This is a genomic window from Variovorax sp. LjRoot84 (genome assembly GCF_964254305.1).
In the GTDB taxonomy this organism is placed as follows: Bacteria; Pseudomonadota; Gammaproteobacteria; order Burkholderiales; family Burkholderiaceae_C; genus Variovorax.
In genome coordinates, this window is the sequence record NZ_CAXUTE020000001.1 from 2,438,312 (window position 1) to 2,459,133 (window position 20,822).

Below are 20,822 nucleotides of genomic sequence, written 5' to 3' on the forward strand. Positions count from 1 at the left end.
TTTTGAGAGCGCCCTCTAGGGCGCTTCGATTGGGGGACTCCATGACCTTTGCGGCGTCGACCCGAGACACCCGCCACACCTCAATCGCCCTTTCAAGTTCAATGCCGACTTGCCGGTCAGATTCCGCGCAGTCTGCTAGCAGCCTTTGCGCCTCCCCTGACTCGTGAAAATCACGTCGATACGTATAGGTAGCGTGCAGAACCAGGGGCTGGGAGCAAACATGTGGCTCACCCCGAACATCGGTGATCTCAACGATTTTCCGAGCAACGGTGTATCGAATGTCTGCGTTGTCTCGGTTCTCATATCCGATTGAATCATCGTCATGGCTTGCCGCCGCTGCTTTTGGCTTCTCCGGATTTGGCTTAGCTGACGGTGAAGCTTTTGGTGCGAAGGTCTTTGGCGCTTCTGCTGTCTTTGGGGCCATTGCGATCGCTGCGTCCCGAGAGGCTGAGTTCGGAGCTGATTTCGATGCGGGCAAATCTGGCTTGCGAACCGAAGCTGTCGCTGCAGGGTCGCCGCCCGCCAGTGCTGTTGCTGGCGTCGTCGCGGCTGGTGCAGGCGTAGTTGGTGCAGGCGCTGGGGCGGCAGCGGCAACCGCAGGCGATGGCGCGGGGGATGGAGGGGCTACCTGGACGGATGAAGCTGGCGGCGGTGCCTCGCCTGAGCTGCCCGCCGTCACGCTTTTGGGCTGATCGCCGTTGGGGGCCGTGGCAGTCGGCAAAGCGGGTCGATCTCGACGCGGCTCCTGATGCGTCGAGCCAGCGTCATGCTGGGAGCACCTGGAAGGCGGGGAAATCTTCAGCCCCAAGAAGTCCACAGCCCCTATTTCACACGATCGCTGAAGAAAAAGTATGGCCACGAGGTACGCTGCGATCAGCACGAGCACGAAAAGGACAAACTTCGGGCCGGCGATGTTGGCGAGTAGGTCCCATGCCGTTCTGCCAGTAACCGGCTTCTCGGCCTGTCCTTCATTTTTGATGGAGTCCGCCAAAGTTCATTCCCCGACGTCGATGCCTGCCGATGATTCACGCATTCTGCACGGTCAGGGCTCCTCTGTGTGGAGATTGCCTTTGCACAGGGCGACACCGGGACTCAACAGATCGGGTGCGCCGCACCCGAGGTGAGCGGCCTGAAACTTCCGAACTGCGCCCGTCTTTCGTGTTGCTTTTAGGATCGTCGCGTCCTTGATAGCCTCAAGGCCATCAGCGACGCTGAACTTCGCGATGCCGGGAAGCTGGTAGTCGATCTTGTCGATGTGAGTCTTCAAGGCAGCCAGCGCTGCCCCCTTGTCGTAGCGCGACTCGACCAACGGTAGCTCACGAGAATGACCCATGAGGTCAGACTTGACTGTCGTCGGAACTCCGGCTGCGCCTAGCGCGGTGGCGTAGTTGTGGCGGAGCGAATGAAACGTCTTCCTACCGTTCCTCGCGATCTTCAGGCTGTGCCCTAGGAATCGCTCGTTAAACCACTTTCCCGCTGCTTTGCCATAGCCCTTTTTCGCATCGAACTTGAGTTCAGGAAAAAGCCGCACGTGACCGGCCCTCCGCAAGGCGGCGCAGTACTCGAGAAAGCCAAGTTCAAGGAGGCTCTTGTGAATTGGTATCTGGCGCGCTGAACTGATCGTTTTCAAGGACTTGTCAGTCGCCGCGGGCTGGTCGGAATCATCAACGTTGAGCTTGTCTGCACCTTCCAGATTGAAATCGATGTACGGTGTACCTCCGTCGGGCGTTTTGATATCGGCGAGGTACAGCTGGGCAAGCTCGTTCAAGCGACCGCCCGTGAAGAGTGCGAGCAGCGGGAGCCAGTAGTAGTGAGGCCGGTAGCTGAAATAGATGCCCTGCGCGGTGCGCTCGCCGTGGCCCTTCACGTACCACGATGCGGACATGATCCTCTGGAGATCCTCGGCGGCCATTTCGTCGCGTTGTTCATGGGCCTTGATTTTCGTAGCGCCTGACGAGCGTTCTACCTCGGACCCGAGCCCCTTGGCCGGGTTTGTCGGCATGACCGTTTCTGTAACGGCCCATGAGAAGATCTCTGCGAGCCCATCGAGCAGTCGCTTCTGTGCCTGGATGGTGAGTCGAGGCAGGTTGTGTTGATCGGCCAGCTGTACCAGCTCAAGGAAATCGGCGTCCGACTTGTACTTCCGACGGACGTTGTGGCGCTCATCGGGGATACGCGCGATTCGGTCGCCGAACTGTCGCATGACTTGCCGCGTGATCTCCGACAACAATGGGTCACCCATGAGCTGCTCGAAGGCGGCGCATTGGTCTTTGCGGCGGGCTTGCTGGTCAGGCTTCCAAAGCCCCTTGTTTCGGGCCAAATACTCCTCGGCAAACTCGGAGAATCGCAAACCTGGCACGGTAGACGGCGAGGTGGATCTCGGCGCGCCAGTCCTCGATTGCTCCGCCAAAGAGGCGGTCAGCATTTCAGGCGTCACCTTGGAGGCAAGGGTGCCTCGCAAGCGTTCGACATCGGTCTTGCGCACTTCGAGTTCCCCGGCTCGAATCGGTTGACCAGGTAGATCGCAAACGAAGTACCGATCCTTCGAGGGCCACACCGCAAACTGGCAGACCCCAGCCGGTGTCGTCCCTTGGGCAATCTCCACTGCCTCGTCTGGAAATCGAAGCGTCAAGCGGCCTGTGAAGCGCACTTGCGCATCCTTCCCACCGAGGCGGCTTTCGCTGATGACGACTTCCAGCTGTCCAAGCTCATCAAACACGTGCTCGAGAGTCTCGTGGATGTTCTCGACCGGCCAGCCGAGCCAGTTTCTTGCTTCGATTGAAAAAGGCGCCTGAATCGCGGCGAGTTCGGTTGCCAGAGCTCCGGCTGATGTACCCAGCTCGCCGGCAGCTTCATCCAAAGGAATGAAACCTTCACCCAGCAACCGGAGAGAGCCGGCCTTGATCTTGCCAATGTCCATGCGTTCGAGTGCTCGAATCGCCTGATGCCACTCAGCGCCCAACTCGGCCGCAACGATCTTGGCGAGGCGGTAGTCTCGACACCCTGTGGTGCGATGGATCTCGCCCTTGCCAACCGCAGCCTTCAGGCGCGTTGGCACACAGAGGCGAACAAAATAGATGCCGCTCGCGCGGCGATAAAGGTACTGCGCACTTGCCACTTTGGTCCCCACTTTCGTAGCAGACCTGCGTGCGCGGTGGTTGCTTCATAGAAAAACCAAGCGGGACAACCACTTGGCAAACTATGGAGCGGGTGAAGGGAATCGAACCCTCGTATGAAGCTTGGGAAGCTGCCGTTCTGCCATTGAACTACACCCGCAGCAGGCGCGGATTCTACTGCGGTCGCTGCCGCCTGAACGCCCAGCGTGGCACGCGCTGCGTCACTCCGGGAACTGCACCACCGGCCCCGCAGCCTTCTTGCCGGGCGGCACATAGGCGGGTGCCGGCGAACCGCCGGGCCCTAGCGAGCGGGTGAACGCATAGATGGCCTTCAGGTCGGCATCGCTCATGGCGCGGACATTGAACCAGGGCATGGGTGGCCGCGGCCGCATATTGCGCGCATGGCGGATCCACTGCTGCTCGCTCATGCTGGCCATCAGCAGGCGCAGGTTGGTGGCATAGGTCGTGCCCCAGGGACCGGCCCAGCCCAGGGCATCGCCCGTGAGCCAGAGCTTCTCGTCGACCTGGCCGTTGCTGGGTCCGTAGTTGGGCGTGTGGCAATCGTTGCAGCCGGCGACCTGTATCAGGTAGCGGCCGCGGCGCAGTTGGTCCTTGCCGGCTTCCGCAGGCCCGGCCAAGGTGCCGGCACAGGCGAGAAGGGCGAATGCGGCGGCAACGAATTTCGGGTGCGCTGTCATGGAGAACTCCTTGGACGTGATCGGCGGGGAAGAATCGTTTCCTTCGGCTTGCGCTGAACCGGCCTGGCCGGCGCCTGACCAGGCTGCGCCGCAGCCGCGACCAGCGCCCGGATCGCCCAGCGCCTGACCTTGCGCGCCTCGGCGTCGTCGAGTCGAAGCACATCCTTGAAGACCACCATGGCCTCGGGACCGATCACCAGTGCGAGCGCGTGCTTGAGGTTCTTCAGCGCCGCCGGCTTGATGGAGCCGTTCGCCGGCGCGAGCGCGGCTTCGAGCAGCGGCGTGCGGCGGTTCTGGCGTGCCGGCAACTGCGCGTCGGTTTCGCCGCGGGCGCTTCGCTCCAGCGACTGCGCCAGCATCATTCGCAGCGGCGCCTCGTTGGCCGCGATCATCGTGTGCAGCGCGTCGTCCACGTGTTCGAGACGGGCGACCACGTCGTCCGCCGGCGCGCCGCGCAGCGCATCCTCCGCCTGCGGCGTCTCGATGTCGATCGATGCCTCCAGATGCAGCGCCTCGACGTTCGGAAAATAGCGGTAGGCGGTGGCGCGCGAAACCAGTGCCTCTTCGGCGATCTCCTCGAGCGTCGGCCGGCGTCCCTGTTTCGTCAGTTGCGATGCGGCCTGCAGCAGGGCCTTGCGGGTGCGCTGCTTCTGCTGCGGGCGGCCTTCGTTTCCCGCCATGCTCAGCCCACCTGGGGCAACTGCTGCAGGATGGCGCCCAGGTCGACCCAGACGTTCTCCCGGCGGATGTCGCCGTTGTCGGCGAACTCGATCACGTGCAGCAGGCGGAAGGCCAGCGGACGGTCGCGGCCGTCCATGCCGAAGGGGTGGCCCGGCGCCCGGCCGCTCCATAGCGAATCGTCGACCATGAAGTTGTCGCCGTAGAGGCGCCGCCTGGATTCGACCTTGCCTTCGGACAGGTCGGCGAACAGCGTCTCGTAGAACGGGCGCGCGCCTTCGCGGCTGCGGCTGGGGCCGCTGGGCCAGCCGACCACGTCGTGCTCGACGTCGGCGGTGAGCGTGGCCAGCACACCCTCCACGTTGTCCTGGGCTTCGAAATTGAAATGCTCGTCGAGCTTGCGATCCATTTCGCTGCGGGTCAGTGCCATGGTGAGTGTCCTTGCGGGTTGAAGTGCCAGCATCGTAATGAGATTTCAGTCTCATTACAAGAAATTAATCTCATTTGATCCGAGAGCGCCCCAGCCCGCCACCGTCCGGACGCACGGATAGATTTCAAGGACGCCGGGTCAGGTGCGGGAGCGGCCAGATCGCAAGAATGAGCCTCCGGCTCTTCAACGCGTTCACTCCGGGAGCACCCCATGACCTCTCTGACCTACCAGACGCTGGACAAGGACGTCCGGCAACTCCAGCAGTCCGACGTCGCCGCTTTCGCGGCGCAGATCAGCGGCGGGGTGTTCGGCGCTGCCGATGCCGCCTACGACGAAGCGCGCAAGGTCTGGAACGGCACGGTCGACCGCCGACCGGCGCTGATCGCGCGGTGCATGAAAGACAGCGATGTCCAGGCCGCCGTGCGTTTCGCCGCGGCGCACAAGATGCTGCTCAGCGTGCGCGGCGGTGGCCATCACATCGCGGGCAATGCGGTCGCGGAGGGCGGGCTGATGATCGACCTGTCGGGCATGCGCACGGTCGTGGTCGATGCCGCGAAGCGCACCGCGCGCGTCGCCGCGGGCGCGCTGCTCGGCGACTTCGATCGCGAGGCGCAGGCCCACGGCCTGGCCACGCCGCTCGGCATCAATTCCACCACCGGCGTGGCCGGGCTCACGCTCGGCGGCGGCTTCGGCTGGCTGACGCGCCGCCATGGCCTGACCATCGACAACCTGTTGCGCGCCACCGTCGTGATCGCCGACGGCACCGAGCGCGTCGCCTCGCCCACCTCGGAACCCGAGCTGTTCTGGGCCTTGCGCGGCGGCGGCGGCAACTTCGGCGTGGCGACTTCGTTCGAGTTCCAGCTGCATGAGGTCGGCCCCGAGGTGTACTCGGGCCTGGTGGTCTATCCGTTTGCGCAGGCGCAGCAGGTCCTGCGCGCGTGGCGCGACTTCACCGCCGGCGCGCCCGACGAGCTGAGCGTGTGGACGGTGATGCGCAAGGCGCCCCCGCTGCCCTTCCTTCCCGAATCGGTCCACGGCACGGAGGTGGTGATCTTGCCGCTCGTCTACAGCGGCGATGTTGAAGCCGGCGAGCGCGCCGCCGCGCCGGTGCTGCAGTTCGGCGATCCGCTCGGGACTGCGCTGGGGCCGACGCCCTATGTCGGCTTCCAGTCGGCCTTCGATCCGCTGCTCACGCCGGGCAGCCGCAACTACTGGAAGTCGAACAACTTCAGCACGCTGAGCGATGCAGCGCTCGACCTCGTGATCGATTCCGTCGGCCGGCTGCCGGGGCCGGCGTGCGAGATCTTCATCGCCCAGCTCGGCGGCGCGATGGCGCGCGTGAAACCCGATGACACGGCTTTCGTCGGCCGCGATGCGCGCTACATCATGAACGTGCATGGCCGCTGGTCCGACGCGGCCGACGACGAGCGCGTGCGCGCATGGGCGCGGCAGGTTTTCCAGGATGCCGTGCCGCACGCCACCGGCGGCGGCTACGTCAATTTCCTGACGGAGGACGAGGCCGAGCGCGTCGCGGGCAGCTACGGCGCGAACTACCCGCGCCTGCAGGCCGTGAAGCGGCAATTCGATCCGGGCAACCTGTTCCGCATGAACCTGAACATCGAGCCGGCGCCTTGAGCGCGTTGCGCCTTCGTCAGTGCGCGGCGGCCGAACGCGCGTGCCGGTGCTTGCGCAGCAACTCGAGCGGCACATCCATCGCGTGCGCCGCCGCCGCCTTGGCGCGATCGGCGTACGGATGCTCGGCCCCGACCTCCGCCGGCGACCAGCCGCAGCGGCGCAGCACGTGGTTGAAGGCATGCGCGCTGGTCCGCAGGTCGGACTTCTGCGTGCGGAAGGTGAAGGCGAGCGAGACGGACAGGTCGGGGCCGGTATGGACGCGGTGGGGCGCGATGAAGGGATGGTGCACGCCGAAGCCGGGCCGCAGTTCGTAGCGCATCGCCTTGGCTTCGAAGGAGGGCTTGTAGCTCGGGCGCTGGCTCTCGAAAGCCGCGAGCAGGCGGTCCTTCTCGGCGGCGCTCATGATCTCGTCGTCGCGCGGATTCCAGAGCATCACTTCCTTCTCGCCGCGCACCTGCAGCAGGAAGTTCATCTCGCGGTCCATGTGGTAGGGCGTGACCGCGTCGCGCGTCGAGATGAAGACGTAGGTCGAGTACCAGGTGATCACCGGATCGATGTCTTCGATGGCCGCGGCGATCTCGGCCAGCAGGTCCTCCAGCACCGGCCGGTAGCCCGCATCGCGCTCCGGGTTGTAGATGCAGATGTAGGCCTTGCGTTCTTCGAATTGCTCCAGCACGTCGTCGAAGCGCAGGCCCTCGCGGTAGCGCTCGTAGGAGGAGTCGAAATTCGCATCGCCGGGAATGGCGCCAACGCGGTACTGCACCTGCCCGCGCGGCAATCGCCGGCAGAGCGCGAACAATGCGTCCAGCGAGAAGCTGGGGTGTTCGCAGAGATGGTGATGGATCAGGAACGGCCGCAGGTTGTACGAACTGCGCACCACATCGGGCTCGAACTCGAGCAGGTGTTCCGGCTGTCGCCGCGCTCGTGCTGCAAGGGTGGCGGCCTGTTCTCTTGTGACGAATTCACCGAGCATGATGACCTCCTCAGGCCAACCGATCCTGCCGTGCGCGTGACGCGCCGGCGCCGAGCTGTTCGGCGAAAGAGTACTCCTTTTGTTTTCAATTTTCCAGCGGCTTGGCATCAGCTTCGCTTGGCGCGCCACCTGCGAAGAAGCAGCCCATACACCCCCAAATTGAGCACGGCGACGAATGTGCCCGACGCGATCTGCGCGCCGCGGGTGAGGCCTTCGGGATAGATCGCGCCGAGCAGGTAATGGTCGATGAAGCCGCCGCTGTAGCCGGCCTGGCCGGCCGCGAGCCGCAGTTCGTTCTCGAGCGGCGTCAGCGGGCAGTACCCTCCGGTCCATGCCACCCATGCGCCCCACAGCACCGCCGGCAGGTGCAGCCAGGCGAGCCGCGGCCAGCGCCACACGAGCAGGCCGCCCGCCACCACGAACAGGATGAAAAGGCCGTGCAGCACCAGCACGGCGTCGGCCAGCAGGCGGTCGTTCATGGGCCCGAGCATAGGTCTTCGCCATACCAACAGGGGCGGTCGGGGCAGGGGGCCAAACCTATAATCGAATGTTCAAGCAAATCAAGCAGTTAGGTGGGTTCGATGCAGGGGCTGCCCGCTCGGCCGCCTCTCTCAGAAGTCCAGTCCAAGATGAGCCAGCCCACCTTCAGCGTTGCGGACATCCGCAAGTCCTTCCTCGATTTCTTCGCCTCCAAGGGCCATACCGTGGTGCCGTCGAGTTCGCTGGTGCCCGGCAACGACCCGACGCTGATGTTCACCAACTCGGGCATGGTGCAGTTCAAGGACGTGTTCCTCGGCACCGACAAGCGCCCCTACGTGCGCGCGGCCTCGGTGCAGGCCTGCCTGCGCGCCGGCGGCAAGCACAACGACCTCGAGAACGTCGGCTACACCGCGCGCCACCACACCTTCTTCGAGATGCTGGGCAACTGGAGCTTCGGCGACTACTTCAAGCGCGAGTCGCTCACCTGGGCCTTCGAGCTGCTGACCCAGGTCTACAAGCTGCCGGCCGAGAAGCTCTGGGCCACCGTCTACATCGAGGACGACGAGGCCTACGACATCTGGACCAAGGAAATCGGCCTGCCCCCCGAGCGCGTGGTGCGCATCGGCGACAACAAGGGCGGTCGCTACATGTCCGACAACTTCTGGATGATGGCCGACACCGGCCCCTGCGGCCCGTGCTCGGAAATCTTCTACGACCACGGCCCCGAGATCGCCGGCGGCCCGCCCGGCTCGCCCGATGAAGACGGCGACCGCTACATCGAGATCTGGAACAACGTGTTCATGCAGTTCGACATGCAGCCCGACGGCAGCGTGAAGCCGCTGCCCGCGCCCTGCGTCGACACCGGCATGGGCCTGGAGCGCCTGGCCGCGATCCTGCAGCACGTGCACAGCAACTACGAGATCGACATCTTCGCTGCGCTGATCAAGGCTGCCTCGCGCGAAACCGGCGAGAAAGACCTCGACAACAAGAGCCTGCGCGTGATCGCCGACCACATCCGCGCCACCGCCTTCCTGGTGGCCGACGGCGTGATCCCCAGCAACGAGGGCCGCGGCTACGTGCAGCGCCGCATCGTGCGCCGCGCGATCCGCCACGGCTACAAGCTGGGCCAGAAGAAGCCCTTCTTCCACAAGCTGGTGCCCGACCTCGTGGCGCTGATGGGCGACGCCTATCCGAAGCTCGTGGCCGACGAGAAGCGCATTACCGAGACGCTGAAGGCCGAGGAAGAACGCTTCTTCGAGACGCTGGCCAACGGCATGGAAATCCTCGACGCGGCCCTGGCCGATGGCGCCAAGGTGCTGCCGGGCGAAGTGGCCTTCAAGCTGCACGACACCTACGGCTTTCCGCTCGACCTCTCGGCCGACGTGTGCCGCGAGCGCGGCGTCGAGGTCGATGCGGCCGGCTTCAACGCGGCGATGGAAAAGCAGAAGGCCGCCGGCCGCGCCGCCGGCAAGTTCAAGATGGACCGCGCCGTCGAGTACAGCGGCGGGGCCAATACCTTCACCGGCTACGAGCACCTCGAAGAAGAGGCCAAGGTCGTGGCCCTCTACTACGAAGGCGCGCCGGTGCAGGAACTGAAAGAAGGCCAGCCCGGCATCGTGGTGCTCGACACCACGCCCTTCTATGCCGAGAGCGGCGGCCAGGTCGGCGACCAGGGCGTGCTGGTGGCCGAAGGCGTGCAGTTCGGCGTCGACGACACGCAGAAGATCAAGGCCGACGTGTTCGGCCACCATGGCACGCAGACGCAGGGCACGTTGAAGGTGGGCGATGCCGTCACCGCGCGCGTCGACACGATGCTGCGCGCCGCCACCATGCGCAACCACAGCGTCACCCACCTGATGCACAAGGCGCTGCGTGAGGTGCTGGGCACGCACGTGCAGCAGAAGGGCTCGCTGGTCGATGCCGACAAGACGCGCTTCGACTTCGCGCACAACGCGCCCGTCAGCGCAGCGCAGATCCTCGAGATCGAGAAGCGCGTGAACGCCGAGATCCTGGCCAACCAGGCGACCCAGGCGCGCCTGATGGACATGGAGTCGGCCCAGCAGACCGGCGCGGTGATGCTGTTCGGCGAGAAGTACGGCGACACCGTGCGCGTGCTCGACATCGGTTCCAGCCGCGAGCTGTGCGGCGGCACGCACGTCGCGCGCACCGGCGACATCGGCCTGTTCAAGATCGTGAGCGAAGGCGGCGTGGCCGCCGGCGTGCGCCGCATCGAGGCGCTGACCGGCGCCAATGCGCTGGCCTATCTGCAGGAGCTCGAGGCGACGGTGAACAGCGTGGCGGCCACGCTGAAGACGCCGGCCTCGGAGCTGCAGCCGCGCCTCACGCAGGTGCTCGATCAGGTGCGCGCGCTGGAGCGCGAGGTCAGCGCGCTCAAGGGCAAGCTCGCTTCGTCCAAGGGCGACGAACTGCTCGCGCAGGCGGTGGATGTGGGCGGCATCAAGGTGCTTGCCGCCAAGCTCGACGGCGCCGATGCCAAGACGCTGCGCGAGACCATGGACAAGCTCAAGGACAAGCTCAAGACCGCGGCCATCGTGCTGGCGGCCGTCGACGGCGGCAAGGTGCAGATCGCCGCCGGCGTCACGGCCGACACCATGGGCAAGGTGAAAGCGGGCGAGCTGGTCAACTTCGTCGCCCAGCAGGTCGGCGGCAAGGGCGGCGGCAAGCCCGACATGGCCATGGCCGGCGGCACCGATGCGGCAGGCCTGCCGGCCGCGCTGCAGTCGGTGCAGGGCTGGGTCGCGGAACGGATCTAGCGCACATGGCCGAGCCCGAGTCCGAGCCGGTGCCCGTCGACGTGCTCGTGATGGGTGCCGGCACCATCGGCTGCTTTATCGGCGGCTGCCTGGCGGCGGAGGGCGTGCGCGTGGTCTTCGTCGGCCGCCCGCGCGTGCTTCAGACGCTCGCGCGGCGCGGGATCACGCTCAGCGATCTCGACGGCATGGAGCGCCACGTGCCGCCCGACGCGTTGCATCTCGAGGAGCGGGTGCCGCTGGGCATACGGCCCTCGCTGGTCCTCCTGACCGTGAAGAGCAGTGCGACGGCCGAGGCCGCGGCCGCGCTGGCCGAGGCGCTGCCGGCCGGCACGCCGGTGCTTTCGCTGCAGAACGGCATCTCGAATGCGGCCGTCGCATCGAAGATCGCACCCACGCTCTATGTGCTGCCCGGCATGGTGCCGTACAACGTCGCGGAGATTGAACCCGGCAGCTTCCACCGCGGCACGGTCGGCCGGCTGGCCGCCCGGCGCAGCAGGGCGCTGCGGCCCTGGCTGGCCGTGTTCGAGCGTGCCGGCGTACCGGTCGACACCTATGACGACATGCTGTCGGTCCAATGGGGCAAGCTGCTGCTCAATCTCAACAACCCGATCAATGCGCTCTCGGGCCTGCCGCTGCGTGAGCAGCTGCTGGACCGCGGCTACCGCCGCTGTCTGGCGGCCCTGATGGACGAAGCGCTGGATGCCCTGGCGTGGGCCAACATCGCGCCGGCGCAGCTCGCGGCGGTGCCGGCGCGGCGCCTGCCGTTCATGCTGCGCCTGCCGACGCCGCTGTTCCGCCTGGTCGCGGCGCGCATGCTGCGCATCGACGACAAGGCGCGCTCCAGCATGGCCGACGACCTGGCGCTGGGCCGGCGCACCGAGATCGACGCGCTGTGCGGCGAGGTGGCGCGGCTCGCCAAGTCGAACGGCGCCCGCGCGCCGATCAACGAGAAGATGGTGGCGCTGCTGGAAGCCTGGCCCGAGCGGCCAGAGCACTTGTCGGCACAACGATTGCAATCGGCGCTGGGTTTGACATAGACGGCAAGGATTCGCATGCAAGTACTGATTCTGGGCAGCGGGGTGATCGGCACCACCGTGGCCTACTACCTCGCCAAGGCCGGCCACGAGGTCACCGTGCTCGACCGCCAGCGGGCGCCGGCGCTGGAGACCAGCTATGCCAACGCCGGCGAGGTGTCGCCCGGCTACTCGGCGCCCTGGGCCGGGCCCGGCGTGCCGCTCAAGGCGATCAAGTGGCTTTTGATGCGGCACAGCCCGCTGGTCATCAGGCCGATGCTCGATCCCGCGATGTGGCGCTGGGGGATCGCGATGCTGTGCAACTGCACGCATGCGCGCTACGAACTCAACAAGGGCCGCATGGTGCGCCTGGCCGAATACAGCCGCGACTGCCTCCAGCAGCTGCGCGCCGACACCGGCATCCGCTACGACGAGCGCGCGCTAGGCACGCTTCAGCTGTTCCGCACGCAGAAGCAGCTCGACGGCACCGGCAAGGACATCGAGATCCTCAAGGCCTACGGCGTGCCCTACCAGTTGCTGGACCGCGAGGGCTGCGTGCGGCACGAGCCGGCGCTGGCCGCGGTGAGGGAGAAGTTCGTCGGCGGCCTGCGCCTGCCGGGCGATGAAACCGGCGACTGCTTCAAGTTCACGCAGGCGCTGGCGCGGCTGGCCGAAGCGGCGGGCGTGCGCTTTCGCTTCGGCGTGGGCATCACCGACATCGCGCGCGACGCCGCCGGCGTGACCGCCGTCCATACCGAGGCCGGCCCCTTTCGCGCCGACCGCTACGTGGTGGCGCTGGGCAGCTACTCGCCGAAGCTGCTGAAGCCGCTGGGCATTCGCCTGCCGGTGTATCCGGTCAAGGGCTTCTCGATCACGGTGCCGATCGCCGACGCGGCGATGGCGCCCGAGTCGACGGTGATGGACGAGACCTTCAAGGTCGCCGTGACGCGGCTGGGCGACCGCATCCGCGTCGGCGGCACGGCGCAGCTCTCGGGCTACGACCTGCGGCTGAACGACCGGCGGCGCGACACGCTGGAGCACGTGGTCACCGATCTGTTCCCGCAGGGCGGCAGCGTCGAAGGCGCGGAGTTCTGGACCGGCCTCAGGCCGATGACGCCCGACGGCACGCCCATCCTCGGCGCCACGCCTATTTCGAAGCTACTGCTGGCCACCGGCCACGGCACGCTGGGCTGGACCATGGCGGCCGGCACGGGCCGCGTGATGGCCGACCTGATCGGCGGCCGCTCGCCCGAGATCGATATGGAAGGATTGGGCCTGGCGCGCTACGCCTGAACGGCCGCAGGCGCCACGCTGGCGCCCTGGATGCGATGCCGCGCCAGCGCCTCGGCCACGAAGCCGCTGGCCTTCATCTCCTCGACGAAGGCCGCCAGCGCGGCGGCCGCTTCCGCGCCGCGCGAGGCCGGCGTGCCCATCGCCTGCTGGATCACCATGAAGCGCCCCGGCAGCAGGCGCAAGCCGGGCGTGCGTCCGGCCTCGGCCTCGAGCACCTGCCGAATGCCGGCCGCCACCTCGACCTGGCCCGCGTGCAGGCTCTCGAACACGCCCTTGGCGCCCTGCACGCGCTCGATCTGCGCCTCCTTGATCTCGCGCGTGAGGAAGAGGTCGTAGGCGCTGCCGGTGCCGACCGCGATGCGGACATCGCCCTGGTCCACCTGCTCGTTGCGCCGGATCGGCGAGGCCGCGGGCACCAGGTAGCTGCCCTCGATCAGCACATAGGGCGCGGTGAAGCGCAGGCCCTCGCTGCGCGCCGGATCGATCGCGAAGAAGCCGATATCGGCCTGCTCGTTGCGTACTGCATCGACGGACGCGGCCGCCTTCTCGAACACCACCAGCCCGATCGGAACGGACAGGCGTTCTGCAAGAGCACGCGCCAGGTCGACCGAGACGCCGGCCGGGTCGCCGCTGGCTGCATCCTCGTTCGCGAGGATCGGATTGCCGAGGTTGATGGAGGCACGCAGCGTGCCGGTGGGCGCAAGGGCCGAGACGATGGCGGGGGTGATCGGCGAGCTCATGGTCGTTGCGGGCGTCGGTGGTTGATGGGGGCCGCGCCAGTTTACGGGCCGCGTGCCGCGATCGCTTCGAGCCCGGTGCGTTCGATCACCGGCGCGGCGGCCGGCGAGTTCATGTAGCGGATCAGCTGCCGCGCCGCCTCGGGCTGCTTGGCGCCGGTCGCGATGCCGGCCGAGAACACCGTGACGCGCTGCACTTCCGCCGGCAGCGGTCCGATGTAGTCGATGCCCTTGATGGGCAGCAGCTCGCTGACCTGCTGCAGGCCCAGCGCCGCATCGCCGCGTGCGACCACGGTGCCGACGCGTTCGCTGAGGATGCGCTGGCTCTTCGGCTTCACCTGGTCCTCGATGCCCAGCTTCTTGAGCAGCTCGGTCTCGTAGTAGGTGCCGCTGGCGCTGGCCGAATAGGCGATCGACGGCGCCGCGAGCAGCGTGCGCTTGAGTGCATCGACCGTGCTGATGTCGGCTTTGGGCGTGCCGGTGCGCACCGCGAAGCCGATCGACGAGCGCACCAGATCGACCTGGCTGCCGGACACCACCTTGCCCTGCGCCACCAGCGCGTCGAGGGCAGGGCGCGCAAGGATCACGATGTCGGCCGGCTCGCCGCGCGCGAGGCGGCTCGGGATCGAGTCGCTGGCCGCGCCCATCGAGGCGCCGTAGGCGGTCTGCACCTTGCGGCCGTTGGCTTTTTCGTAGCCGGGCGTGAGCTCGTTGTAGGCGGCGGTGAAGCCGCCCGAGGTCATGACGTGGATCGGTTCGGCAGCGATGTCGGGCTTGCCGCCGAGGCTGCCGCAGCCGGCGAGGGCGAGGGCAGCGAGCAGCAATGCCGCGCGGCGCGTGAGCGTGCGAAATGTCATTGGCGTCTCCTGGGTTGTCTGCCAGCCATCGTAGGGCTGGAAGCTGTCAGGCGGTCCGCCCCGCTCCGCCACCCCACATTTCTGCGGCGACTTCGACAGGATCGCGCTGCCCGTACGAGGCGTAGATGTCCTTCGCGAACTCCGCCGATTGCTCGGGATCGGCAAGCCCTTCGGATAGGCGGCACCACTCGGCCAGGAAGGCACCGACCCATTGGCTCATGGGATCGGTCATCGAACTAGCTGTCGAAGCTCACACGGGTGGCGATCAGCACGCCATCGACGACCTGCGCGCCCTCGACGCTCACGCGCACCCCGTTGCCCAGGTTCGACGCGCTGCCGTTGACGAACACGACGCCTGGACCGCCGGCATTCACGAGTTGTCCGCGTACCCAGAAGCTCGATGCGGAGCTGAAGTTGCCGATGGCCCCGATCAGGGTGAACGACGCCGGCCCGCCGGTGCCAGGGATATGCCTGATCTTGAGCTTGGTGGCCTTGAGGATGCCGTTGGACATCGTGCCGGCAACGTCCACCTTCACGCCATTGCCGACCGAGCCGGCCGGCCCGCCGGTGATCTGCGCGGAAGAGGCGTCCACCGGCGTGCCCAGCACCCGCAGCGAACCCAGTCCCGCGTAGTCGGTGACGACGCCTGCGAGCTGGACCTGCGTGGCGTTCGCCGTCGGCACCGGGTACCACCACTGCACGAGGGTGGCAGGCAGGCGGCCCGGCAGGGCGATGTTCGCACGCACGCGCACGAGGGTGCCGTTGGCAGGCGGGCGCCCGTCGGGGCTGCCGCTCAGGGCCGCGACGCTGTAGTCGACGACGAAGCTGCCGAGCGTGAAGGTGCGTCGTGCCTGATCGAGGTTCTGGACCGTGCCGGTGAGGATCGGTGCCGAGGGGCCGTGTTGCTCCACGCGCGTCGCACGCAGTACGCCGGGTGCCGCCGGCAAGCCCCAGACCTGCAGCGTCGTGTTGGGTGCGATGGCAGCAAGCCCGGCCGCATCGGCCCAGACGGTGGCGTTGTCGGTGGTCACCGTGGTGCCCATGACGACGAAGCTGCCCTGCGCCAGATCGACCGATGAAAGCGGGCCGCGAATATCGGCCGCCGAATCGACCCGGCGGGCCGTGCCGCTCGTGAAGTCGGCGTTGACCGGTCCGCTGACCTTCACGCTCATGCCCAGCTGCAGGGATGCGGCATCCTCGAGGTTGATGACGGCGGTGTCCGTGTCGTAGCGCAGTCCGCTGACGATGATGCTGCCCGCGCCATCGACCCCGCCGATGCCGGCCGCATCGGCGGTGCTCACGCCGGTACCGCCGGAGCCCACGCCCGATCCGTCGTCGCCGCTGGAGGCCGTTGTCGAGCCGCCATCCGTGCCGGACGAGCTTCCGCCCTGGCCGTCGCTGGTGCCGCCGCCGCCGCCGAGCGACTCGGTGGTCAATCCTGCAATGCCGGCGCTGCCGAACGCTGCGCTTCCGGCTCCGCTGCTGCTGCTGCTGCTGCTGCTGCTGCCGCCACCGCCGCAAGAGAGCAGCAAGCCGGTCAACAGCGCCAGCAAGCCATTGCGCAGCGAGTTGTTCGTCATGCTTTTCTTCCCCGTAGTCGTTTCGAGGGCGTGGCGGCCGGTGCTTCAGCGCGCTCGGCTGCGCCGTCTTCATAGTAGGTGTAAATGCCGATCCTGATGCGGCCCGAAGCCGTTTTCTCGGCTTCTTCGAAGGCGCGCGTCATTTCCCGGGTCAATTCGTGATGAAGTTGGCTCCACCGCTCGCGCACGAGCTCGTGGATGCGTTCGCAGTCCTCCAGCGCAATCCCGGCTGCGAATACCGATCGTTCGAGCAAGGGCGGCTCTGCGCCGAGCGTGTTGGCCACGCTCGCGAGCAGGTGGTCGCGCGTGTTGTCGCCCAGGAAGGCGAGCATCGTCTTCAAGTCCTTCGCCGGAACGAAGGCGGTGGCGTTGAGCTCGGCGCGGCCCTCGTGCTCGATCGCCATGTTCAAACGCACCAGCTCGTCGAGGATGGCGCGGTGGTGCACGTTGCCATGGCTGGCGCGCCGGGCGACGGTTTCGAACGATGACGCCTGGGCTTCGGCCACGATGGGCAGGGATCGGTGCGCAGGGTCGTCGTCGATCATCTGCAGCCACAGGGTCAGGGTCTTGGCCGCAGCCGACATCTCGGTGTGCGGCAACGGATCTTCCGGCTCACGCACCTTCGTGGTCACGGCCTTGCGGTTCAAGCCTGTCGTCACCGACAGCTGGCTGATGTTCGGCTCGGCGCCCTTGTTCTGGAGCCACGCACGGCGCGCTTCGTCGATCAGGAGATCCCGCAGCAATTCCTCCAGATGGGGATGCTTGACACCGAAGGCCAGCGCGAGCCTGACCAACGGCCGCATGACGCGTGCGCAAGCCGCCAGGACCCAGGCAAGTTGGCCTTCTGTGATCTGTGCCTTGTCGCTGGGCAATCGGTCCTCGGACAGTGACGGGCTTAACGCCCAGTTACCAACTGGACAGCGACTTGCGTCGCTGTCTTACAAAAAGAAGCACATCACTATAAGACAAGAGAACTACAGATGTGAAGATTTCACATCCAAGGTGCTTCCTCAGGAGAGAAAAATGTCAAAGCCTGTCACACGTAGCAAGAAAAAGATCACGCCCTGGAGGAGCGGCCGCCCGGTCGTTGCGTGGCGACGCAACATGGCGGCGCCGCGAGTCTCGATCGCTCCACATGAAATGAGCGCGCACCGGGCCTTTGCTGCAGCGACGCACGTCAGGAAAGCGATACAGGACCGCATCGTTCGCGCCTTCCGGAGGCACATCGAGGGTGCGGGGCGCGGGCCCACGGACGCAGAGCTGCTGATGTTCGCAAGATGCGCGATCGCGGAGCAACGATTGGGGCGCAGCCTTGCGCAAGCCAAGGCAGACCGGTACTGCGGCGCCGGGCAAACCTTCGGTGAACCTGCATCTGTCTTTCGTCGAGGAGAGCATCCATGACTGCCGCTTCTGTTTCTTTTGCCGAGCCTCCAGTCACGTCTTCGGGCGTCGCCTTTGGAAACCTCATCGATCTGGCGAGGTTGCAATCAGGCACTGCGTCAGCGGAAATCTGCGAGGCCTGCAGCACCATCAACATGGGCTCTGCGCGGTATTGCAAATGCTGTTCGCACAAGCTGCCGGCCTTCTATGCCAGCAGAGATGCAGGCAAAAAAGTGCCGCTGCCGAAGGAGTCGCGCATCGTCCCGCGGCGGGCATGGGCCTTGGACTTTGCAGCCTTCTGGCTCGTGATCAATTCACTGGTGATCGTCACGAAGTTCATCCCCATCCCATAGCGCTGCTTGTACTGTCCGACGGATCATCGGAATGACCAAGTTCTGCGAGTCGTGCCACACGCCCAACAGAGACAGCGCAAGGTATTGCCGGGGTTGTGCGGGCAAGTTCTCGGGCATCCGCTCAGGCACGACAACGTTCGATACCACCACGTCCAGTGAACCGCTCGCGGTGCCAACGGCGCCGCGCTATTCGTTGGCGTTGAAGGCTGTTGCTCGCGAACCGCGGAGCACTGGTGCACTGAGACGCGTGGGATGGATACCCGTGCCGCCAGGTGTCGACGTGTCCATCGTCTTGTTGTTGATCGTGCTGGCGCTGCTGCATGGCGCTTTCGTCTTCTGGTACTTGAGCCGCGATGCGACGCGTATTGTCCCGCCTTCGAGCGCGGCCTCATCCCTGTTGCAGCCGGCCAGCCCGGCTGCGGAGCAAACAGCAGTTGCTTCTTCGCCGCCGCCTGCCGCGTCCGTGGACCCCGCGCCGGTGGCCTCTGTTCAACCGGCGACGGCGGCAACAGGAGGCACGCCACAGCAGCCTGATGTGCCGCAGGCTCTATCGAGCGTGGGCTCACCAGCTGAAGCCTCGGTTGATCAAGACGATCTCGTTCCCCAGCCGGCTCGAACCACGGTGGCGACTGTTCAGGTCCAGCCCAGAACGGCGCGTGTCGAAGCAACGCCGGTGCCAGCGCCGATGCCGATGCCGATGCCAAGAGCGCAGCCACCTATCCAACCCCGAACTGCCACGGCAGACGCACCCGAAGCCAAGGGCGACGCGCCTGCCGCTCCGGTCGTGGTGTTGGCGAGCCCACCTGTGGCCGATGCGCGCCCCAGCCTCAGCGAGGCGCGACCTGCGGCGCGCTCAGGCACACAGCTCCAAGCCGCCGCTCGTCCGGCAACAAGAAGCTCGACCGCCTGCGACCGATACAACTCCTTTGGAGAGGTGCCCTGCTTGAACTTCAGGCAGGCAGGTCAGGCGCCTCAGGCATCACAAGCCGGGACTGCCGGCGCAGTGATCATCTCCAAAGGTTCGGGCGGAGGTATTGGCGCCGATCCCGGCGGCAGCGGTGGCGGTAGCTCCTCGGGTGCTGGCTCCGGCGCTGGCGCTGCCGGTGCTGGGGCCGCCGGTGGTGGTGGCGCTGGCGGTGGTGGCGCTGGCGGTGGTGGCGCTGGCGGTGGTGCCGGTGCCGGTGCCGGTGGTGGCGGTGCCGGTGCCGGTGGTGGCGGTGCCGGTGGTGGTGGTGCCGGTGGTGGCGGTGCCGGTGGTGCCGGCGGCGGTAGTGCCGGTGGTGCCGGCGGCGGTAGTGCCGGTGGTGGTGGTGCCGGCGGTGGCGGTGCCGGCGGTGGCGGTGGGCCCGGCGGTGGCGGCGGACCTGGTGGCGGCGGTGGGCCTGGCGGTGGCGGCGGACCTGGTGGCGGCGGTGGGCCTGGCGGTGGCGGCGGGCCTGGCGGTGGCGGCGGACCCGGAAGATGACTTGATCTAGGCTCGGACCACCCTCCCGGCCTGGTGCCGGTACAGCGCCAGCGTCGCAAGCAGCCCGCAGACCGCCGCGAAGCTCATCCAGTAGGCCGGCGCCGCCTTGTCCGCAGTCGCCTCGATCAACCAGGTCGACACGGCCGGCGTGAAGCCGCCGAAGATCGCGGTGGCGAGGCTGTAGGCCAGCGAGAAGCCGACCACGCGCACCTGCACCGGCATCACTTCGGTGAGCGCGACCACCATCGCACCGTTGTACATGCCGAACAGGAACGAGAACCACAAGAGCACGTCGAGCATGCGGCCGAAGCTCGGCGCCGCCGCCAGCCAGGACATGGCCGGATAGGCGGTGAGGATGGCCAGCACGGTCATCGCGACGAGCAGCGGCTTGCGGCCGATGCGATCGGAGAGTGCGCCGCCCACCGGCAGCCAGATGAAGTTGGTGACGGCGACCAGCAGCGTGACGACCAGGCTGTCCTTGGCGCTCAGGTGCAGCACCGTGCGGCCGAAGGTCGGCGTGTAGACCGTGATCAAGTAGAAGGTGGCGGTGGTCATCGCCACCAGCAGCATGCCGGCGAACACGATGCGCCAGTTCTGCCGCATCGATGCGGCCACCTCCGCGTCGTCGGATGGTGTTTGCGGGCCTGGAACTCCTCGGTCTCCTGCAGCGAGCGGCGCAGCACGAAGATGCAGGGGATGATCGCGCAGCCGACGAAGAAGGGCACGCGCCAGCCCCAGCCGGCCAGCGTCTCGGGGCTCATGAGCTCGTTGAGTGCGAAACCCACCGCCGCGGCCAGCACGATCGCGACCTGCTGGCTCGCCGATTGCCAGGCGGTGTAGAAGCCCTTGTGCCCGGGCGTCGCCATCTCCGAGAGGTAGACCGAGACGCCGCCCAGCTCGGCGCCCGCCGAGAAGCCCTGCAGCAGCCGGCCCAGCAGCACCAGGGCCGGCGCGAGCAGGCCGATCGAGGCATAGCCCGGGACGAAGGCGATCAACACGGTGCCGCTGGCCATGATCGCGAGCGTGACGATCAGGCCCTTGCGGCGCCCGACCTCGTCGATGTAGGCGCCGAGGATGATGGCCCCCAGCGGCCGCATCAGGAAGCCGGCACCGAACACCGCGAAGGTCAGCATCAGCGAAGCGAAATCACTGGTGGCGGGAAAGAAGGCCTTCGCGATGTAGGTCGCATAGAAGCCGAACAGGAAGAAGTCGAACTGCTCGAGGAAATTGCCGCTCGTCACGCGGAGCACCGCGCCGAGCTTGGAGCCTTGTTGAACGGGCGCGCTCGCGCCGTCGGCCAGGATGGCTGTGGTCATGATGGATCGTGCTTGCGGCATGCTGACCAGAGCCTGAACAGGCC

The 20,822-nt window shown here is 66.7% G+C and carries 17 protein-coding genes, 1 tRNA gene and 1 pseudogene; 6 read left to right on the top strand and 13 right to left on the bottom strand.

All coding sequences use genetic code 11. The annotated features are described in order from the left end of the window. Window positions 1-1,042: 1,042 nt before the first annotated feature. From ACSQ9I_RS12435 to ACSQ9I_RS12455, 5 genes are all read right to left on the bottom strand, one after another. Window positions 1,043-3,118, bottom strand: coding sequence for a DUF6538 domain-containing protein (locus ACSQ9I_RS12435; RefSeq protein WP_436313374.1), 2,076 nt, complete (start codon window positions 3,116-3,118; stop codon window positions 1,043-1,045). A gap of 84 nt (window positions 3,119-3,202) precedes the next feature. Then, window positions 3,203-3,276: transfer RNA gene (locus tag ACSQ9I_RS12440), tRNA-Gly, on the bottom strand. 61 nt (window positions 3,277-3,337) lie between these two features. After that, a complete protein-coding gene (locus ACSQ9I_RS12445; RefSeq protein WP_436313375.1) occupies window positions 3,338-3,814 on the bottom strand; it encodes a c-type cytochrome in 477 nt (158 codons plus the stop codon). Beyond that, window positions 3,811-4,494, bottom strand: coding sequence for a TetR/AcrR family transcriptional regulator (locus tag ACSQ9I_RS12450; RefSeq protein ID WP_436303746.1), 684 nt, complete (start codon window positions 4,492-4,494; stop codon window positions 3,811-3,813). The genes ACSQ9I_RS12445 and ACSQ9I_RS12450 overlap by 4 nt, the downstream gene beginning before the upstream one ends. Window positions 4,495-4,496: 2 nt before the next feature. Further along, on the bottom strand, window positions 4,497-4,922 hold the full coding sequence (locus ACSQ9I_RS12455; RefSeq protein WP_093109274.1) for an ester cyclase: 426 nt from the start codon (window positions 4,920-4,922) through the stop codon (window positions 4,497-4,499). Window positions 4,923-5,132: 210 nt separating this feature from the next. Between ACSQ9I_RS12455 and ACSQ9I_RS12460 the strand changes: the two genes are divergently transcribed. Next, window positions 5,133-6,557, top strand: coding sequence for an FAD-binding oxidoreductase (locus tag ACSQ9I_RS12460; protein WP_436313376.1), 1,425 nt, complete (start codon window positions 5,133-5,135; stop codon window positions 6,555-6,557). A 16-nt stretch (window positions 6,558-6,573) separates the two neighbouring features. Here the strand turns inward: ACSQ9I_RS12460 and ACSQ9I_RS12465 are convergent, their stop codons facing one another. Next, window positions 6,574-7,530, bottom strand: coding sequence for a cupin-like domain-containing protein (locus ACSQ9I_RS12465; protein WP_093109272.1), 957 nt, complete (start codon window positions 7,528-7,530; stop codon window positions 6,574-6,576). Between the two features lie 107 nt (window positions 7,531-7,637). Then, entirely contained in the window at window positions 7,638-8,009 is a 372-nt protein-coding gene (locus tag ACSQ9I_RS12470) for a DUF2784 domain-containing protein (protein ID WP_093109434.1), read from the bottom strand. Window positions 8,010-8,159: 150 nt separating this feature from the next. Here ACSQ9I_RS12470 and alaS point away from each other — a divergent pair, with 150 nt between their 5' ends. Genes alaS through ACSQ9I_RS12485 form a run of 3 tightly spaced genes read left to right on the top strand, consistent with a single transcriptional unit; the run spans window position 8,160 to window position 13,090 of the window. After that, complete coding sequence (gene alaS / locus ACSQ9I_RS12475; protein ID WP_436313377.1) at window positions 8,160-10,784, top strand: alanine--tRNA ligase; 2,625 nt, start codon at window positions 8,160-8,162, stop codon at window positions 10,782-10,784. 5 nt (window positions 10,785-10,789) lie between these two features. Beyond that, entirely contained in the window at window positions 10,790-11,821 is a 1,032-nt protein-coding gene (locus ACSQ9I_RS12480) for a 2-dehydropantoate 2-reductase (RefSeq protein ID WP_436313378.1), read from the top strand. A gap of 15 nt (window positions 11,822-11,836) precedes the next feature. Further along, on the top strand, window positions 11,837-13,090 hold the full coding sequence (locus ACSQ9I_RS12485) for a D-amino acid dehydrogenase (RefSeq protein ID WP_093109270.1): 1,254 nt from the start codon (window positions 11,837-11,839) through the stop codon (window positions 13,088-13,090). Here the strand turns inward: ACSQ9I_RS12485 and ACSQ9I_RS12490 are convergent. The 5 genes from ACSQ9I_RS12490 to ACSQ9I_RS12510 are packed head-to-tail and all read right to left on the bottom strand — an operon-like array spanning window position 13,081 to window position 17,136. Beyond that, window positions 13,081-13,830, bottom strand: coding sequence for a transporter substrate-binding domain-containing protein (locus tag ACSQ9I_RS12490; protein ID WP_436313379.1), 750 nt, complete (start codon window positions 13,828-13,830; stop codon window positions 13,081-13,083). The genes ACSQ9I_RS12485 and ACSQ9I_RS12490 overlap by 10 nt on opposite strands. Window positions 13,831-13,871: 41 nt before the next feature. Further along, the gene (locus ACSQ9I_RS12495) at window positions 13,872-14,684 is read right to left on the bottom strand and encodes a substrate-binding domain-containing protein (protein ID WP_436313380.1); all 813 of its coding nucleotides are present in this window, start codon (window positions 14,682-14,684) and stop codon (window positions 13,872-13,874) included. A 46-nt stretch (window positions 14,685-14,730) separates the two neighbouring features. Continuing rightward, a complete protein-coding gene (locus tag ACSQ9I_RS12500; protein WP_436303753.1) occupies window positions 14,731-14,916 on the bottom strand; it encodes a hypothetical protein in 186 nt (61 codons plus the stop codon). A gap of 4 nt (window positions 14,917-14,920) precedes the next feature. Beyond that, on the bottom strand, window positions 14,921-16,264 hold the full coding sequence (locus ACSQ9I_RS12505; RefSeq protein ID WP_436313381.1) for a DUF5666 domain-containing protein: 1,344 nt from the start codon (window positions 16,262-16,264) through the stop codon (window positions 14,921-14,923). Then, window positions 16,261-17,136 (bottom strand): DUF6502 family protein, encoded by an 876-nt coding sequence (locus ACSQ9I_RS12510; protein WP_436313382.1) that lies wholly within the window; start codon window positions 17,134-17,136, stop codon window positions 16,261-16,263. The genes ACSQ9I_RS12505 and ACSQ9I_RS12510 overlap by 4 nt, the downstream gene beginning before the upstream one ends. Before the next feature lie 525 nt (window positions 17,137-17,661). On the opposite strand from ACSQ9I_RS12510, the gene ACSQ9I_RS12515 reads away from it, so the two are divergent. Next, the gene (locus ACSQ9I_RS12515; protein ID WP_436292467.1) at window positions 17,662-17,997 is read left to right on the top strand and encodes a hypothetical protein; all 336 of its coding nucleotides are present in this window, start codon (window positions 17,662-17,664) and stop codon (window positions 17,995-17,997) included. A gap of 1,058 nt (window positions 17,998-19,055) precedes the next feature. Then, complete coding sequence (locus tag ACSQ9I_RS12520) at window positions 19,056-19,472, top strand: hypothetical protein (RefSeq protein ID WP_436313383.1); 417 nt, start codon at window positions 19,056-19,058, stop codon at window positions 19,470-19,472. Here ACSQ9I_RS12520 and ACSQ9I_RS12525 read toward each other — a convergent pair. Further along, window positions 19,469-20,778: pseudogene (locus tag ACSQ9I_RS12525) on the bottom strand (MFS transporter). The gene ACSQ9I_RS12520 and the pseudogene ACSQ9I_RS12525 overlap by 4 nt on opposite strands. Between the last annotated feature and the right edge of the window lie 44 nt (window positions 20,779-20,822).

Bases quoted from the DNA above. Each gene is read 5' to 3' on its own strand.
- ACSQ9I_RS12470 (WP_093109434.1), bottom strand. From the start codon at position 8,009: ATGAACGACCGCCTGCTGGCCGACGCCGTGCTGGTGCTGCACGGCCTT.
- ACSQ9I_RS12445 (WP_436313375.1), bottom strand. From the start codon at position 3,814: ATGACAGCGCACCCGAAATTCGTTGCCGCCGCATTCGCCCTTCTCGCC.
- ACSQ9I_RS12460 (WP_436313376.1), top strand. From the start codon at position 5,133: ATGACCTCTCTGACCTACCAGACGCTGGACAAGGACGTCCGGCAACTC.
- ACSQ9I_RS12450 (WP_436303746.1), bottom strand. From the start codon at position 4,494: ATGGCGGGAAACGAAGGCCGCCCGCAGCAGAAGCAGCGCACCCGCAAG.
- ACSQ9I_RS12505 (WP_436313381.1), bottom strand. From the start codon at position 16,264: ATGACGAACAACTCGCTGCGCAATGGCTTGCTGGCGCTGTTGACCGGC.
- alaS (WP_436313377.1), top strand. From the start codon at position 8,160: ATGAGCCAGCCCACCTTCAGCGTTGCGGACATCCGCAAGTCCTTCCTC.
- ACSQ9I_RS12495 (WP_436313380.1), bottom strand. From the start codon at position 14,684: ATGACATTTCGCACGCTCACGCGCCGCGCGGCATTGCTGCTCGCTGCC.
- ACSQ9I_RS12490 (WP_436313379.1), bottom strand. From the start codon at position 13,830: ATGAGCTCGCCGATCACCCCCGCCATCGTCTCGGCCCTTGCGCCCACC.
- ACSQ9I_RS12500 (WP_436303753.1), bottom strand. From the start codon at position 14,916: ATGACCGATCCCATGAGCCAATGGGTCGGTGCCTTCCTGGCCGAGTGG.
- ACSQ9I_RS12515 (WP_436292467.1), top strand. From the start codon at position 17,662: ATGACTGCCGCTTCTGTTTCTTTTGCCGAGCCTCCAGTCACGTCTTCG.
- ACSQ9I_RS12480 (WP_436313378.1), top strand. From the start codon at position 10,790: ATGGCCGAGCCCGAGTCCGAGCCGGTGCCCGTCGACGTGCTCGTGATG.
- ACSQ9I_RS12485 (WP_093109270.1), top strand. From the start codon at position 11,837: ATGCAAGTACTGATTCTGGGCAGCGGGGTGATCGGCACCACCGTGGCC.
- ACSQ9I_RS12465 (WP_093109272.1), bottom strand. From the start codon at position 7,530: ATGCTCGGTGAATTCGTCACAAGAGAACAGGCCGCCACCCTTGCAGCA.
- ACSQ9I_RS12455 (WP_093109274.1), bottom strand. From the start codon at position 4,922: ATGGCACTGACCCGCAGCGAAATGGATCGCAAGCTCGACGAGCATTTC.